The organism is Pseudomonas sp. LBUM1655, from assembly GCF_059716085.1.
Genome location: NZ_CP166801.1, coordinates 3,093,470 through 3,107,623, shown reverse-complemented (window position 1 = coordinate 3,107,623; position 14,154 = coordinate 3,093,470). Strand labels below are relative to the sequence as shown.

The window sequence follows — 14,154 nt, the reverse complement described above, 5'->3', positions numbered from 1 at the left end:
TAAAGAGAGACTCTTCTCTATGACTTTTTCACTAAAGATGCCGATAAGCGGAAGAAGTCTGAACGACGGCTGTATGACTTACAGATAGACGAATAGCCGACCGTTTTTTCATGTTCCTTTCACAAAAACGGGCATAACCTTAATTACAACAGGTTGCCCCGAAAGGCCTGCAACCCTGCCGTCCGTGGGCACAAAAGTCAATCAGGCATTCCCCGGCCGGTATTCCAAACCATTGAAATCACGTGTTTTTCAGACAACTGGCTGAAGGATGGCTGTCGCCTCGAGGTTCTTATGAGTCAAGCGTTTCTGCCCTTTTCCCGGCCGAGTATCGGCGACGAAGAAATAACCGCCGTCGAACAAGTATTACGTTCCGGCTGGATTACTACCGGCGCTAAATGCCAGGCACTTGAAGAACAGTTCGCCCACTATGTCGGCTGCCGCCACGCCGTCGCACTATCTTCAGCTACGGGCGCAATGCATATCGCATTGCTGGCATTGGGCATCGGCCCGGGTGACGAAGTCATAACGCCGTCGCAAACCTGGGTGTCGACCGCCAACATGATCTCGCTGCTCGGCGCCAGACCGATGTTTGTCGACGTCGACCGCGACACGCTGATGACGGACGTGGCGCATATCGAAGCGGCCATCACCCCACGCACCAAAGCGATCATCCCGGTGCATTACGCCGGGGCCGCGTTCGATCTCGATCCGCTGTATGCCCTCGCCGACAAGCACGGCATCGCGGTAATCGAAGACGCCGCCCACGCCGCTGGCACACGTTACAAGGGGCGCCACGTCGGTTCGCAAGGCACGGCGATCTTCTCGTTCCATGCAATCAAGAACATGACCTGTGCCGAAGGCGCGATGTTCGTCACTGACGACGAAGCCCTGGCCAGCCGTGTGCGCATGCTCAAGTTCCATGGACTGGGCGTTGACGCCTACGACCGTTTGACCGGTGGCCGTAAGCCGCAGGCGCAAGTCATGGAGCCGGGTTTCAAATACAACTTGGCCGACATCAACGCCGCGATAGCGCTGGTGCAACTGGAACGCCTCGACGCGATCAACGCCCGCCGCACCGAGCTGGCCACAGCCTATCTACAAAAGCTCGAAGGCCTGCCGGTACAGCCACTTGCCCTGCCCGACTACGCGCAACAACACGCCTGGCATCTGTTCATCCTGCGCATCGACAGCGAACGCTGCGGCATGGACCGCGACGCCTTCATGAAAGGGTTGCAAGACCAGGGCATCGGCACCGGCATCCATTTCATCGCCACCCATTTGCACACCTGGTATCGCCAGCGTGATCCCGACCTGTATCTGCCCAACACCGAATGGAACTCGGCACGGCTGTGCTCAATTCCGTTGTTCCCCAACATGACCGATCAAGACCTCGACCGCGTCGTCGGCGCCATCGCCACCCTTATGGATAAACGCCCGTGAAACCTTACCCGATCCGCTGTGTGTCGATCGTCATCCCGGTCTACAACGAACAGGAAAGTCTGCCGGAGCTGCTGCGCCGTACCGAAGCGGCCTGCCGGTTACTGCGTCACGACTATGAAATCGTTTTGGTGGACGACGGCAGTCGCGATGAGTCCGGCCATCTGCTGGAAGAAGCCGCCACCCGTGAAGACAGCCCGTTCGTGGCGGTGATCCTCAATCGCAACTACGGCCAGCACGCGGCGATCATGGCCGGTTTCGAGCAGTGCAAAGGTGATGTGGTCATCACTCTCGACGCCGACCTGCAGAACCCGCCGGAAGAAATCCCGCGACTGATCGCCGAAGCTGAAAAGGGTTATGACGTCGTCGGCACTGTGCGCGGTAACCGTCAGGATTCGGCCCTGCGCCGCTACCCGTCGAAGCTGATCAACCTCGCCGTGCAACGCTCCACTGGCGTGGCCATGAGCGACTACGGCTGCATGCTCCGCGCTTACCGCCGCACGATCATCGACGCGATGCTCGCTTGCCGCGAACGCAGCACATTCATCCCGATCCTGGCCAACAGCTTCGCCCGCCACACCACCGAAATCGTCGTCGCCCACGCCGAGCGTGAACACGGCGATTCGAAGTACAGCCCGATGCGCCTGATCAACCTGATGTTCGACTTGATCACCTGCATGACCACCACGCCGCTGCGGTTACTGAGCATCGTCGGTTTCACCATGGCCGGGCTCGGTCTGCTGTTTGCCCTCGCGCTGATCCTGATGCGGCTGATCTTCGGTTCTGGATGGGCTGGTGACGGCATGTTCGTACTGTTCGCCGTGCTGTTCGTGTTCACCGGCGGCCAGTTCATCGGCATGGGCCTGCTCGGCGAATACCTGGGGCGCATGTACAGCGACGTGCGCGCCCGCCCGCGTTTCTTCATTGAAAAAGTCTTGCGCAGCCACGCCGTTACCCCGGCGCCTGCGGTCACCGTTGATGGTCTCTCCTCTTCTTCTACTACCGGTCAGGTTCTCTCATGAGTGCAAAAACTGTTGTCTTCGCTTACCACGACATCGGCTGCGCCGGCATTCAAGCCCTGCTCGACAGCGGCTATGACATTGCAGCCGTGTTCACTCACGCGGATGACCCAAAAGAAAACGCTTTCTACGCCTCGGTTGCGCAACTGTGCGCCAAAAAAGGCATTCCCGTGCACGCCCCGGAAGACGTCAACCACCCGTTGTGGATCGAGCGCATCGCCAAACTCGACCCTGACTACCTGTTCTCTTTCTACTACCGCAATCTGCTGAGTGAGCCGTTGCTGGCCACGGCGAGCAAAGGTGCATTCAACCTGCACGGTTCGTTGCTGCCGCGCTACCGTGGCCGCGCCCCGGCGAACTGGGTGCTGGTCAATGGCGAAACCGAAACCGGCGTGACCCTGCACCGCATGGTCAAACGTGCCGATGCCGGCGCCATCGTCGCTCAGCAGCGCGTGGCCATCGAGCGCAGCGATACCGCGCTGAGCCTGCACGGCAAGCTCCGCATCGCCGCCAGCGACCTGTTGCGTGACGAACTGCCCGCCATGCTGCAAGGCCGGATCAGCGAAACCCCGCAGGATGAATCCCAAGCCACAGTGTTCGGCCGTCGCACCGCGGCGGACGGCAAACTGCTCTGGGCGAAACCGGCCGAGCAACTGTTCAATCTGATTCGCGCCGTCACCCAACCGTATCCGGGTGCGTTCTGCGCCGTCGGCGAACACAAGCTGATCGTCTGGAGTGCCGAAGTCGTCAAAGGTAACGACGGTCAGGCGCCGGGCCGGGTGATCAGCGTCGATCCGCTGCGCATTGCCTGCGGCGAAGATTCGCTGGTGATCCTCTCGGGTCAGCGTAACGACAACGGTCTGTTTCTCAGTGGCCCGCAATTGGCCAGCGAACTGGGGCTGGTCGACGGCTCGTTACTGCGCGGTGCCGAATCCGGCCGTGCGCCCCGCCGCACTCGCGTGCTGATCCTTGGCGTCAACGGCTTTATCGGCAATCACCTGTCCGAGCGTCTGCTGCGCGATGACCGCTACGAAGTCTATGGCCTGGACATCGGCTCCGACGCCATCGACCGTCTGCGCAGTCACCCGCACTTCCACTACGTTGAGGGCGATATCAGCATTCACTCCGAGTGGATCGAGTACCACATCAAGAAGTGCGACGTGGTGCTGCCGCTGGTGGCCATCGCCACGCCGATCGAATACACCCGCAATCCGCTGCGGGTGTTCGAACTCGACTTCGAAGAAAACCTGAAACTGGTGCGCTACTGCGTCAAGTACAACAAGCGCGTGATCTTCCCGTCGACCTCGGAAGTCTATGGCATGTGCCAGGACAAGAACTTCGACGAAGACACGTCCAACCTGATCGTTGGCCCGATCAACAAGCAACGCTGGATCTATTCGGTGTCCAAGCAGTTGCTCGACCGGGTGATCTGGGCCTACGGCGCCAAGGGCCTGAATTTCACCCTGTTCCGCCCCTTCAACTGGATGGGCCCGCGTCTCGATCGTCTGGATTCGGCACGCATCGGCAGCTCTCGCGCCATTACGCAACTGATCCTCAATCTGGTGGAAGGCACACCGATCCGTCTGTTCGACGGTGGCGAGCAGAAACGCTGCTTCACTGATATCGCCGACGGCGTCGAAGCACTGGCGCGGATCATCGATAACGACAACGACGTCTGCAACGGTCAGATCATCAACATCGGCAACCCGGACAACGAAGCAAGCATCCGGCAGTTGGGCGAAGAGCTGCTGCGCCAGTTCGAGGCGCACCCGCTGCGCGACAACTTCCCGCCATTCGCCGGTTTCCGCGACGTCGAAAGCAAGGCGTTCTACGGTGCCGGTTACCAGGACGTCGAGCACCGCAAACCCAGCATCGCCAACGCCAAGCGCCTGCTGGACTGGACGCCGACTGTGGAAATGCGCGAGACCATCGGCAATACGCTGGATTTCTTCCTGCGTGAAGCCATGCTCGAAATCGCGGACAAGAAGTAATGCAGGCCGGTCTACGCATCGACGTCGACACCTTTCGCGGCACCCGTGAAGGTGTGCCGCGCCTGCTGGAAATGCTCGATGAAGCGCAGGTCAAGGCGACGTTCTTCTTCAGTGTCGGCCCCGACAACATGGGTCGGCATCTGTGGCGCCTGATTCGCCCGCAGTTCCTCTGGAAGATGCTCCGCTCCAATGCGGCTGGCCTGTATGGCTGGGACATTCTGCTGGCCGGCACCGCGTGGCCCGGTAAGCCGATTGGCCGCGAACTCGGGCACCTGATGCGTCAGGCCCGGGACGCCGGTCATGAAGTCGGCCTGCATGCCTGGGATCACCATGGCTGGCAGGTCAATGCCGGCCGCTGGAGCGACAAGCAACTGATCGAGCAGATTCGTCAGGGCGTCGACACCTTGAGCGACATCCTCGGCGCAAAAGTCGAGTGTTCGGCCGCCGCCGGTTGGCGGGCGGACGAGCGTGTGATTGAAGCCAAGCAGGCCTTTGGCTTTCGCTACAACAGCGATTGCCGTGGGACACGCCTGTTTCGGCCGTTGCTGGCGGACGGCACGCCGGGCACCCCGCAGATTCCGGTGGACCTGCCGACCTTCGACGAAGTTGTCGGCCCCATCGTCGCGGCGCGGGACTTCAACCCATTCATTCTCGACCACTTCCTCCCGCGACAGCTCAACGTCTACACCATTCACGCCGAAGTGGAAGGGATTCTGATGGCTGAGGGTTTTCGTCAACTGCTGGCTGAGGCTCGCCTGCGCAACATCCAGTTCCAACCGTTGGGTGACTTGCTACCCGAGTTCTTCAACACCTTGCCCGTGGGTCGCGTACAACGCGGCGCCCTCAACGGCCGTGAAGGCTGGCTGGGAGTGCAAGGCGCATGATTAAACGCTGGACATTGCCGCTGCTATTGCTGGGCATCTGCTTGCTGGCTTATTTGCTGCCGCTGGGCACGCATGGCTTGTGGATTCCCGACGAGACCCGCTACGCGCAGATCAGCCAGGACATGCTGCTGAGCGGCAACTGGGTGTCACCGCATTTCATGAGCCTGCGCTACTTCGAGAAGCCGATTGCCGGTTACTGGATGATCGCCCTCGGCCAGGAGTTGTTCGGGCAGAACCTGTTCGGCGTACGTTTTGCGTCAGCGTTGAGCAGCGGTTTGAGTGTGTTGCTGTGCTTCCTGATCGCCCGGCGCTTGTGGAACGAGCCGCGCAAAAGCTTCGTCTGCGCCCTGCTCTACATGAGCTTCACGATTGTTGCCGGTCAGGCCGGTTACGCCAATCTCGACCCGCAATTCACCTTTTGGGTCAACCTCAGTCTGGTGGCGCTGTGGTTTGCCGTCGACAGCCGCACCAGCGGCAAGCGCATGGCCGCCTGGGCGGTGCTGGGTCTGGCCTGCGGCATGGGGTTCATGACCAAAGGGTTTCTCGCCTGGCTGCTGCCGGTGCTGATCGCGTTGCCGTGGATGCTCTGGCAGAAACGCTGGCGTGAACTGCTGCTGTACGGCCCGGTGGCGATTGCCATCGCGATCATCGTCAGCCTGCCGTGGGTGTTAGCCGTGCATGCCCAGGAACCGGATTACTGGCGGTTCTTCTTCTGGCACGAACACATCCGTCGGTTTGCCGGTGACGATGCCCAGCACGATGCGCCGTGGTGGTTTTATCTGCCGCTGCTGGTGGCGTTCAGTTTGCCGTGGGTCGGCCTGTTGCCGCCTGCGTTCAAGCAAGCATGGCAGACCCGTACTCAGCCGCCAGTGGTTTTCCTGCTGCTGTGGCTGCTGATGCCGCTGCTGTTTTTCAGCCTGAGTAACGGCAAGCTGCCGACTTACATCCTGCCGTGCCTGCTGCCGCTGGCGTTGTTGCTGGGTAATGCCCTGGCTGACCGCTTGCGTCTGGAGCGAGGCCGGGCGCTGAGCATCAATGGCCTGCTCAATCTGTTGCTGGGCCTCGTGACGCTGATTGCACTGGTTTATCTGCAACTGAAAAAGCCGCTGTACGACCACGAACTGCACAGCCTGGTGCTGCTGTTCATCGGCCTGATCGGCTGGATCATCGCCAACCTGATGCAAGCCTTCCTGCCGTTGCAATGCTGGGCGGCGCCAGCGCTGGGCAGCCTTCTACTGGTCGGCGTACTCCCGGCAGCACTACCCAAATCGGTGGTCGCCAACAAGATGCCCGACCAGTTCATTCGCCATCACGTCACGGAACTGGCGCAGACCACGCACTTGCTGAGTAACGATCTGGGCGCGGCCTCGGCCCTGTCCTGGCGCCTGAAACGCCCACAGGTCGCGCTGTACAACACGATAGGCGAATTGAAATATGGCCTTGCCTATCCTGACGGCATTCAACAGCGGGTCGATCCCGATCAAGTGCAACAGTGGATGCGCGAAGCCCGCCGCAGCGGTTCGGTCGGCGTGGTGATGCGCGTCAAGGGGCAAGACGAACTGGACGAAATCGACAGACTGCCAAAGGACGGCATCCGATACGAACAGGGCAATCTGGTGATCATGATTCTCCCTCGGGAGGCGTCATGAGCCTGTTGCTGCTGTTGGCCGCGTGCGTGCTGACCTGCCTGGGCCAGATAGCGCAGAAATACGCCGTGGAGAGTTGGCGCGGCGTCGAGTCGTCCTGGCCCGAAAAATTGCGTACGCCGTGGCTATGGCTGGCGCTGCTCGCCCTCGGCTCGGGCCTGTTGGTCTGGCTGCTGGTGTTGCAGCGTCTGGAAGTCGGCATCGCCTATCCGATGCTCAGCCTCAACTTTGTGCTGATCACCTTGATCGCCCGCTTCGTCTTCCGTGAACCCATCGACCGCCAGCACTGGCTGGGCGTGGCGCTGGTGATTGGCGGTGTGATTTTGCTGGGGCAACAGTCATGAACCAGCGCCGGGGAATCACTTTCGCCATGGGCAGCGTGCTGTTGGTCAGCGCCGCGCAACTGGGCATGCGCTGGAGCATGACGCGCCTGCCAACACCCGAACAATGGTTGACGCTGAACAGCTTCGACTGGCGCGCACTGGCCGTCGTCATCACCGCGATTTTCGCCTATGCCCTGTCGATGCTCTGCTGGCTCGGCGCCCTGCGCGATCTGCCGCTGGGCCGTGCCTATTCGCTGCTGAGCATCAGCTATGCGCTGGTGTACCTGTTGGCGGCCAGCCTGCCGCTGTTCAACGAATCCTTCAGTTTCACCAAATCACTGGGCGTGGCGCTGGTCATGCTCGGGGTCATCACCATTAACACGCGTCCGGCTCGTGCGCCCGAATTCAGGAGTGCTCCATGAAAATCACAGTCTTTGGTAGCGGTTATGTCGGTCTGGTGCAGGCTGCTGTGTTGGCCGAGGTCGGGCATGACGTGGTGTGCATGGACGTCGACCAGAAGAAGGTCGATCTGCTGCGCCAGGGCCATGTCAGCATCTTCGAACCGGGGCTGGCCAGTCTGGTGCGCGAGGGGCTGGATTCGAAACGCCTGCAATTCACCACCGATGAACAACTCGCCGTGCAGCATGGTCGAGTAGCGTTCATCGCGGTTGGCACGCCATCCCGTGAAGACGGCTCGGCCGATCTGCGTTATGTGCTCTCGGTCGGTGACGCCATCGCCCGCCACCGTGAGCAGCCGTTGATTCTGGTGGAGAAATCCACCGTGCCAGTGGGCACCGGAGACACCTTGCGCACGCACATCGAAAAGGCTTTGATCAAGGTCGGCCGGCTGCTGCAGTTCGATATCGTCTCCAACCCGGAGTTTCTCAAGGAAGGTTCGGCCGTCGCTGACTGCCGCCGTCCCGATCGCATCGTTATAGGCTGCGAGGGTGATGACGTACGTGACGTGATGCGCGACCTCTACTCGCCGTTCAACCGCAACCATGACCGCATCATGTTCATGGACCTGCGCAGTGCCGAGCTGACCAAATACGCCGCCAACTGCATGCTGGCGACCAAGATCAGCTTCATCAATCAGATCGCTGAACTGGCCGAACATCTGGGCGCTGACATTGAGTCGGTGCGTCAAGGCATCGGTGCCGACTCGCGCATCGGCTACCACTTCATCTACCCGGGCTGCGGTTATGGCGGTTCGTGCTTCCCCAAAGACATGCGCGCCTTGATCCACAGTGCCGAAGAAGCGCATTGCTCCAGCGACTTGCTGCAAGCGGTCGAAGCGATCAACCAACGGCAGAAACACAAGCTCTTCGAACGCATCAACGCGTTCTACAAGGGTGACCTGCGCGGCAAGACCTTTGCCCTGTGGGGCCTGGCGTTCAAGCCCAACACCGACGACATGCGCGATGCGCCGAGCCGGGTCCTGCTGGAGGAATTATGGGCCGCCGGTGCCAGCGTGCGCGCATTCGATCCCGAAGCCATGCAGGAAACCCAGAACCTCTACCCGGACGAGTCGAAACTGATGCTGATGGGTACCCCGGAATCGGTACTGCCCGGCGCCGACGCGCTGATCATTTGCACCGAATGGCAGCAATTCAAGGCGCCGGATTTCGACCTGATCAAGCAACGCCTCAACACCCCGGTGATCTTCGACGGTCGCAACCTGTATGACGCCGAGCGTTTGGCGCGCAACGGCTTCCAGTATTTCCCGATGGGTCGCGGCGAGTCGCGCAAATTGCCGATACCGTTGCAACAATGGCCTCACAGGTCAGACGTCGCATGATCACGTTGTCGCCTGCCATCCGCCGGCAGTCCCTGATCGCGGGGCTGCTGGCGTTCTTGTTGTTCGTCGCCGGGGTCTACTGGCAGGCCCCGATCGGGTTCGATTCACGCTTTGTACTGTTCGCTCAGGAGATGCTGCGGCACGGGCCGACGGTGTTTCCGACCACGTATGGTCAACCCTATGCCGACTATTCGGCCTTATCGACACTGTTTGTCTGGCTGCTGTCGTTGCCATTCGGCGCGGTCAACGCTTTGACCGCGTGGGCACCGAGCGCCGTTGCCGGTGCGTTGATCGTGACGTTGATGTACCGGCTGCTGACGCCGTATTCGCGGCGCTGGGCGTTGATCAGCATTGCGCTGTTGATGCTCACCGGCACCTTCGTCACCGAAGTGCGCGCGGTGTCGCAGGACTTGATGCTCGCCGCTGTGGCGTTTGCAGTGTTCTATCTGGGTTATGCCCATGATCACTTTGGTGGTGGACGGCGCTGGCCGCTGATCTTCGTCTTGTTGTTACTCGGCTTCGGCATTCGCGGGCCGATCGGGCTGGTGGTACCGACCGGCATGTTGTGCAGCTATTACCTGCTCAATCGGCAGTGGTCGCGGTTGCTAGTGTTCGGCATCCTGGCGTCGCTGCTGCTGGTGGCGTGTGTCGGGCTGCTGCTGTGGTTCGCCCGGCTCAGTGGCGGGCCAGCGTTCATGCAGGACGTGATCCGCATGCAGTTCATGGGACGCATGGACGGCAGCGAGGGTGTCAGTGGCTCGTTGTATTACTTCACCAGTTCACTGGGTAACTATGCGCTGGCGTATCCCATGGCATTGCTGGCACTCGCGGCCGCATGGTTGAGCAAGCCGCACCAGCGCGGGCCGGCCTTGCGCCTGGTGCAGTATTGCGCGGCGGCAGGACTGATCGTGATGGTCGGCCTGTCGATTCCGCAGGCGAAGAAGGCTCGGTACCTGCTGCCGATGCTGCCCATGGCGGCGATCATCGCGGCGTATCCGTTTCAGGTGATACACGGACAAGTGTTCAGGTGCTTGCGCGGTTTGCTGCTGGGTGTGTGGCTGCTGACCCCGGGATTATTGATAGCCGGTCTGTTGTTCGCCCAACGACGGTTTCCCGAGCAACTGACCGAAGTCGGCGTGGTGCTGATTGCGTTAGGGGTGCTGCAGTTGGCGGCGCTGTCGCGGATATTGATCCCGCGATGGCGCGCTGAAGTGCTGGCGCTGTGTTCGGTGTTGGCGTTGTGGACGGTATATGTCGCGGTATTTGAACCCGTTGAGCAGCGTCTGTATGACACTCGCACCTTCAGCCGTGCTGCGTTTGCCCAGGTGCAGCAAAACCCCGCCCCACTGGTGCTGCACGGCATGGGCAAGGACGCGAAGGCGATCAAGTTCATGGTCAATCTCGAACAGGATCTGCAACCGCAGTTCAGCGAAACCGCGCAGCAGCTGGAAGCACTCAAGGGGCCGGCGTGGCTGATGATGGAACGCAGTGATTTCCTGGCCCTCAAAGGTACTCCGCTGGAAAACCTGCAACCGGTACTCAGCGGCCCTTTCGACAAAAACGACTACATCCTGCTGTATCTGAAACCCTTGTAGGCGCTGTCAGGTTGACCGTTGAGCGAGACCCGGTGAGGATGTCGAGCCTGCCCTCGAATCCGAAATAAGGACATTGACCTCTTCGTGGCCACCTATTCGCCCCTCATTCGCCGGTTGATGATCAGCTCGCTCACCGTCGTCATCAGCCGCGCCCTGATCAGCCCGTTATTGACCTTGTTCCTCAGCAACAAACTCGGCCTCAACCCGCAAGACGTCGGCCTGTTGTTGGGTATCGCAGTGTTCAGTGCCACGCTGCTGTCGCTGTATGGCGGCTACATCATCGATAAGTTGGACAAGCGCCAGTTGCTGATCCTGACCATGCTCTCGAGCGGCATCGGCCTGATCCTGCTGAGCTTCGCGCAGAATCTGTATCTGGTCACGTTGGTGCTGATTATCAGCGAGACGGCGTCGGCGCTGTTCCTGATCTGCTCCAAGGCGATCCTCAGTGAAAACCTGCCGGTTGGCCAACGGGTCAAGGCGTTCTCCCTGAACTACACGCTGACCAACATCGGCTACGCCGTCGGCCCGATGATCGGCGTGGTAATTGCCGGAATCCAGTCGTCGGCGCCGTTTATCGTGGCGGGTGCGATTGCCATTGGCAGCATTTTTCTGCTGCTCGGTGCCGCCAGAGACGTCAGGCCGATAGCGCCGGTCGGTCAGCCGCAAAGCTTTCTGAAGACGCTGATCATCCTGAAAAACGACCGCACGATGATCCTGTTCACCCTCGGCTGTCTGCTCAGCACCTTGGTGCACGGGCGCTTTACCTTGTACCTGTCGCAATACCTGCTGGTGACCCACACCCAGCAACAGACCCTCGATACCATGGCCGTCCTGCTCGCTTGCAATGCAATCACGGTGATTTTGCTGCAATACCAGGTCGGCCGCCTGCTCAGCCGCGAGCACTTGCGTCACTGGATTGCCGGCGGCACTGCGTTGTTCATTGTTGGGCTGATCGGGTTCAGTCTGGCCGACAGCCTTATTGGCTGGTGCGTGGCAATGTTCATCTTCACTCTGGGCGAAATGATCATCTACCCGGCCGATTTCCTCTTCGTCGACACCCTGGCCCCGGAAGAACTGCGCGGCAGCTACTACGGTGCGCAGAATCTGGCGGCGCTTGGAGGTGCGGCGAGCCCGGTGATGTGCGGGTTCCTGCTGATGCACACACCGGCGCCGAGCATGTTCTACGCTCTGAGCGCCCTGGCCGCCGTGGGCGGTTACTTGTGTGTTGTCAGTGGTCGGCGCGTCGCTTCAATTCAGAAATAATGCACTAAAGCTGCATTAATATGAATTTGTCAGCATCGAGATAGATCGGCACACTGTGCGCGTTCCTCCCCCAATGTTGGAACACTTCGAGGGCTTTCCGGATTGTCGGACAGTCCTTTTTTTTGCCCCGAATTTGCTGCAAGGACCGATTCACATGCTCGCTCGCTGGTTGCCCGCCGCCATCAACACCCGCCCCACCGAATGGAGCCGCGCCGCTATCGGCATGGCGTTGGGCACGTTGTTCAGTGTGTGGCTGTGCGCTCAGGTATTTGGCCATGACGTCGCCTATCACCTGATCGGGCCTTTGGGCGCCTCGGCAGTGTTGCTGTTTGCCGTGTCATCCGGTGCCCTCGCCCAGCCGTGGTCGATTCTCGGTGGGTATTTGTGTGCCGGCGTCGTCGCGTTGCTGGTCGCCCATGTGCTAGGCCGAACTTTGGGCAGCGCCTGTCTGGCAGCGGGCATGGCGTTGATTCTGATGTGCTGGTTGCGCTGCCTGCACCCACCGGCTGGTGCTTTGGCACTCACTCTCGTGCTGGCCGATCCGGCGACCATTGCCATGGACTGGAAAGCCATGGAGCCGGTGATGCTCGGCGCGGCGTGCATGCTGCTCAGTGCCTTGGCCTACAACAACCTCACGCGCATTCGTTATCCAAAACGTCCCACTGAACCCGCGCCCGTGGTTGCCCCGGTCGACAGCCAGGCGATCACTGCTGAAGACCTGAAACTCGCATTGGCCGACATGGGGGCCTTCATCGACATCACGCCTGAAGACCTCGAACAACTGATCCACGCCAGCGAACTGCACGCCAAGCGGCGTGGCATCGGAGAAGTCTTCTCCTGACACCACCCTCCCCCTGTAGAAGCTGTCGAGTGAAACGAGGCTGCGATCTTTTGATCCTGATTTAGAAGATCAAAAGATCGCAGCCTGCTGCAGCTCCTACACTGTTGTGGTATTCCATGACCTAGGGCAAAAACGCAGACTGCCCCTGCACATATCCCCGTTGTACACGGCAAATTTGCACTGTTACGATCCGTTAACGCTCGCGCGCGAGCTTCTCGAATAAAGACAATAAAAGCAGGGAGTTAGTGATGACTGCTCAGGCTTCATCCCCGAGGACGTTGTCCATGGATGCCACGCAAAACGAAGTGCTGGCCGAGGTTCGCAACCACATTGGTCACCTGACCCTCAACCGCCCCGCCGGCCTCAACGCCATCACCCTCGACATGGTTCGATTGCTGCAACAGCAACTCGACGCCTGGGCCACGGACGCTAATGTCCACGCAGTGGTGCTGCGCGGTGCCGGTGAAAAAGCCTTCTGCGCCGGCGGCGACATTCGTTCCCTGTACGACAGCTATAAAAGCGGCGACACGCTGCACGAAGAATTCTTCGTCGAGGAATACGCCCTCGACCTGACAATCCACCACTACCGCAAACCGGTGCTGGCACTGATGGATGGGTTCGTCCTCGGCGGCGGCATGGGCCTGGTGCAAGGCGCCGATCTGCGGGTGGTCACCGAGAAGAGCCGTCTGGCGATGCCGGAAGTGGCCATCGGTTATTTCCCGGACGTCGGTGGCAGCTACTTCCTGCCGCGCATTCCCGGTGAGCTGGGGATTTATCTGGGCGTCAGTGGCGTGCAGATTCGAGCGGCCGATGCGCTGTATTGCGGCCTCGCCGATTGGTACATCGACAGCAACAAACTCGTCACGCTCGATAAACAACTCGATGGCCTGGAATGGCACGACACGCCGCTCAAGGATTTACAGAGTCTGCTGGCCAAAAACGCCGTGCAAACCCTGCCCGGTGCGCCGCTCCAGGCCTTGCGCCCGGCCATCGACCACTTCTTCGCCCTGCCGGATGTGCCGAGCATGGTTGAACAATTGCGCGCGGTAACCGTCGCCGACAGCCATGAATGGGCGACCACTACGGCGGATCTGCTGGAAACCCGCTCACCGCTGGCCATGGCCGTCACCCTGGAAATGCTCCGTCGTGGCCGGCATCTGAGCCTGGAACATTGCTTTGCTCTGGAGCTGCACCTGGATCGCCAGTGGTTCGCCCGTGGCGATCTGATCGAAGGTGTCCGCGCCCTGCTGATCGACAAAGACAAGTCACCACGCTGGAACCCGCCGACTCTCGCCGCACTGGACGCTGCGCATATCGCGAGTTTCTTCCACGGTTTTGATGAGAGCGGGAGCTGAGC

The 14,154-nt window shown here is 60.4% G+C and carries 12 protein-coding genes; all 12 read left to right on the top strand.

What is annotated here, in order from left to right; genetic code table 11:
- Positions 1 to 291 precede the first annotated feature (291 nt).
- The 12 genes from arnB to ACA074_RS13840 all read left to right on the top strand — a co-directional run bounded on the left by arnB (position 292) and on the right by ACA074_RS13840 (position 14,152).
- Positions 292 to 1,440, top strand: a complete 1,149-nt coding sequence (arnB, locus tag ACA074_RS13895) for a UDP-4-amino-4-deoxy-L-arabinose aminotransferase (protein ID WP_497679289.1) — start codon at positions 292 to 294, stop codon at positions 1,438 to 1,440.
- On the top strand, positions 1,437 to 2,459 hold the full coding sequence (gene arnC, locus ACA074_RS13890) for an undecaprenyl-phosphate 4-deoxy-4-formamido-L-arabinose transferase (RefSeq protein WP_497679288.1): 1,023 nt from the start codon (positions 1,437 to 1,439) through the stop codon (positions 2,457 to 2,459). The genes arnB and arnC overlap by 4 nt, the downstream gene beginning before the upstream one ends.
- A complete protein-coding gene (gene arnA, locus ACA074_RS13885; RefSeq protein ID WP_497679287.1) occupies positions 2,456 to 4,447 on the top strand; it encodes a bifunctional UDP-4-amino-4-deoxy-L-arabinose formyltransferase/UDP-glucuronic acid oxidase ArnA in 1,992 nt (663 codons plus the stop codon). The genes arnC and arnA overlap by 4 nt, the downstream gene beginning before the upstream one ends.
- Complete coding sequence (gene arnD, locus ACA074_RS13880; protein WP_497679286.1) at positions 4,447 to 5,331, top strand: 4-deoxy-4-formamido-L-arabinose-phosphoundecaprenol deformylase; 885 nt, start codon at positions 4,447 to 4,449, stop codon at positions 5,329 to 5,331. Before arnA ends, arnD begins: the two co-directional genes overlap by 1 nt.
- Positions 5,328 to 6,980: a lipid IV(A) 4-amino-4-deoxy-L-arabinosyltransferase gene (arnT, locus tag ACA074_RS13875; protein WP_497679285.1), complete on the top strand. Its 1,653-nt coding sequence runs from the start codon at positions 5,328 to 5,330 to the stop codon at positions 6,978 to 6,980. Before arnD ends, arnT begins: the two co-directional genes overlap by 4 nt.
- On the top strand, positions 6,977 to 7,321 hold the full coding sequence (arnE, locus tag ACA074_RS13870) for a 4-amino-4-deoxy-L-arabinose-phosphoundecaprenol flippase subunit ArnE (protein WP_497613914.1): 345 nt from the start codon (positions 6,977 to 6,979) through the stop codon (positions 7,319 to 7,321). Before arnT ends, arnE begins: the two co-directional genes overlap by 4 nt.
- Complete coding sequence (arnF, locus tag ACA074_RS13865; RefSeq protein ID WP_497679284.1) at positions 7,318 to 7,722, top strand: 4-amino-4-deoxy-L-arabinose-phosphoundecaprenol flippase subunit ArnF; 405 nt, start codon at positions 7,318 to 7,320, stop codon at positions 7,720 to 7,722. Before arnE ends, arnF begins: the two co-directional genes overlap by 4 nt.
- Complete coding sequence (locus ACA074_RS13860) at positions 7,719 to 9,098, top strand: UDP-glucose dehydrogenase family protein (RefSeq protein ID WP_497613912.1); 1,380 nt, start codon at positions 7,719 to 7,721, stop codon at positions 9,096 to 9,098. Before arnF ends, ACA074_RS13860 begins: the two co-directional genes overlap by 4 nt.
- A complete protein-coding gene (locus tag ACA074_RS13855; RefSeq protein ID WP_497679283.1) occupies positions 9,095 to 10,693 on the top strand; it encodes an ArnT family glycosyltransferase in 1,599 nt (532 codons plus the stop codon). The genes ACA074_RS13860 and ACA074_RS13855 overlap by 4 nt, the downstream gene beginning before the upstream one ends.
- Before the next feature lie 84 nt (positions 10,694 to 10,777).
- On the top strand, positions 10,778 to 11,956 hold the full coding sequence (locus ACA074_RS13850) for an MFS transporter (RefSeq protein ID WP_497679282.1): 1,179 nt from the start codon (positions 10,778 to 10,780) through the stop codon (positions 11,954 to 11,956).
- 154 nt (positions 11,957 to 12,110) lie between these two features.
- Complete coding sequence (locus ACA074_RS13845; RefSeq protein WP_497679281.1) at positions 12,111 to 12,797, top strand: HPP family protein; 687 nt, start codon at positions 12,111 to 12,113, stop codon at positions 12,795 to 12,797.
- Positions 12,798 to 13,045: 248 nt separating this feature from the next.
- Positions 13,046 to 14,152, top strand: coding sequence for an enoyl-CoA hydratase/isomerase family protein (locus ACA074_RS13840; RefSeq protein ID WP_497679280.1), 1,107 nt, complete (start codon positions 13,046 to 13,048; stop codon positions 14,150 to 14,152).
- Positions 14,153 to 14,154: the final 2 nt, after the last annotated feature.

Bases quoted from the DNA above. Each gene is read 5' to 3' on its own strand.
- ACA074_RS13840 (WP_497679280.1), top strand. From the start codon at position 13,046: ATGACTGCTCAGGCTTCATCCCCGAGGACGTTGTCCATGGATGCCACG.
- arnA (WP_497679287.1), top strand. From the start codon at position 2,456: ATGAGTGCAAAAACTGTTGTCTTCGCTTACCACGACATCGGCTGCGCC.
- arnE (WP_497613914.1), top strand. From the start codon at position 6,977: ATGAGCCTGTTGCTGCTGTTGGCCGCGTGCGTGCTGACCTGCCTGGGC.
- arnF (WP_497679284.1), top strand. From the start codon at position 7,318: ATGAACCAGCGCCGGGGAATCACTTTCGCCATGGGCAGCGTGCTGTTG.
- ACA074_RS13860 (WP_497613912.1), top strand. From the start codon at position 7,719: ATGAAAATCACAGTCTTTGGTAGCGGTTATGTCGGTCTGGTGCAGGCT.
- arnT (WP_497679285.1), top strand. From the start codon at position 5,328: ATGATTAAACGCTGGACATTGCCGCTGCTATTGCTGGGCATCTGCTTG.
- arnB (WP_497679289.1), top strand. From the start codon at position 292: ATGAGTCAAGCGTTTCTGCCCTTTTCCCGGCCGAGTATCGGCGACGAA.
- ACA074_RS13855 (WP_497679283.1), top strand. From the start codon at position 9,095: ATGATCACGTTGTCGCCTGCCATCCGCCGGCAGTCCCTGATCGCGGGG.
- arnD (WP_497679286.1), top strand. From the start codon at position 4,447: ATGCAGGCCGGTCTACGCATCGACGTCGACACCTTTCGCGGCACCCGT.
- ACA074_RS13845 (WP_497679281.1), top strand. From the start codon at position 12,111: ATGCTCGCTCGCTGGTTGCCCGCCGCCATCAACACCCGCCCCACCGAA.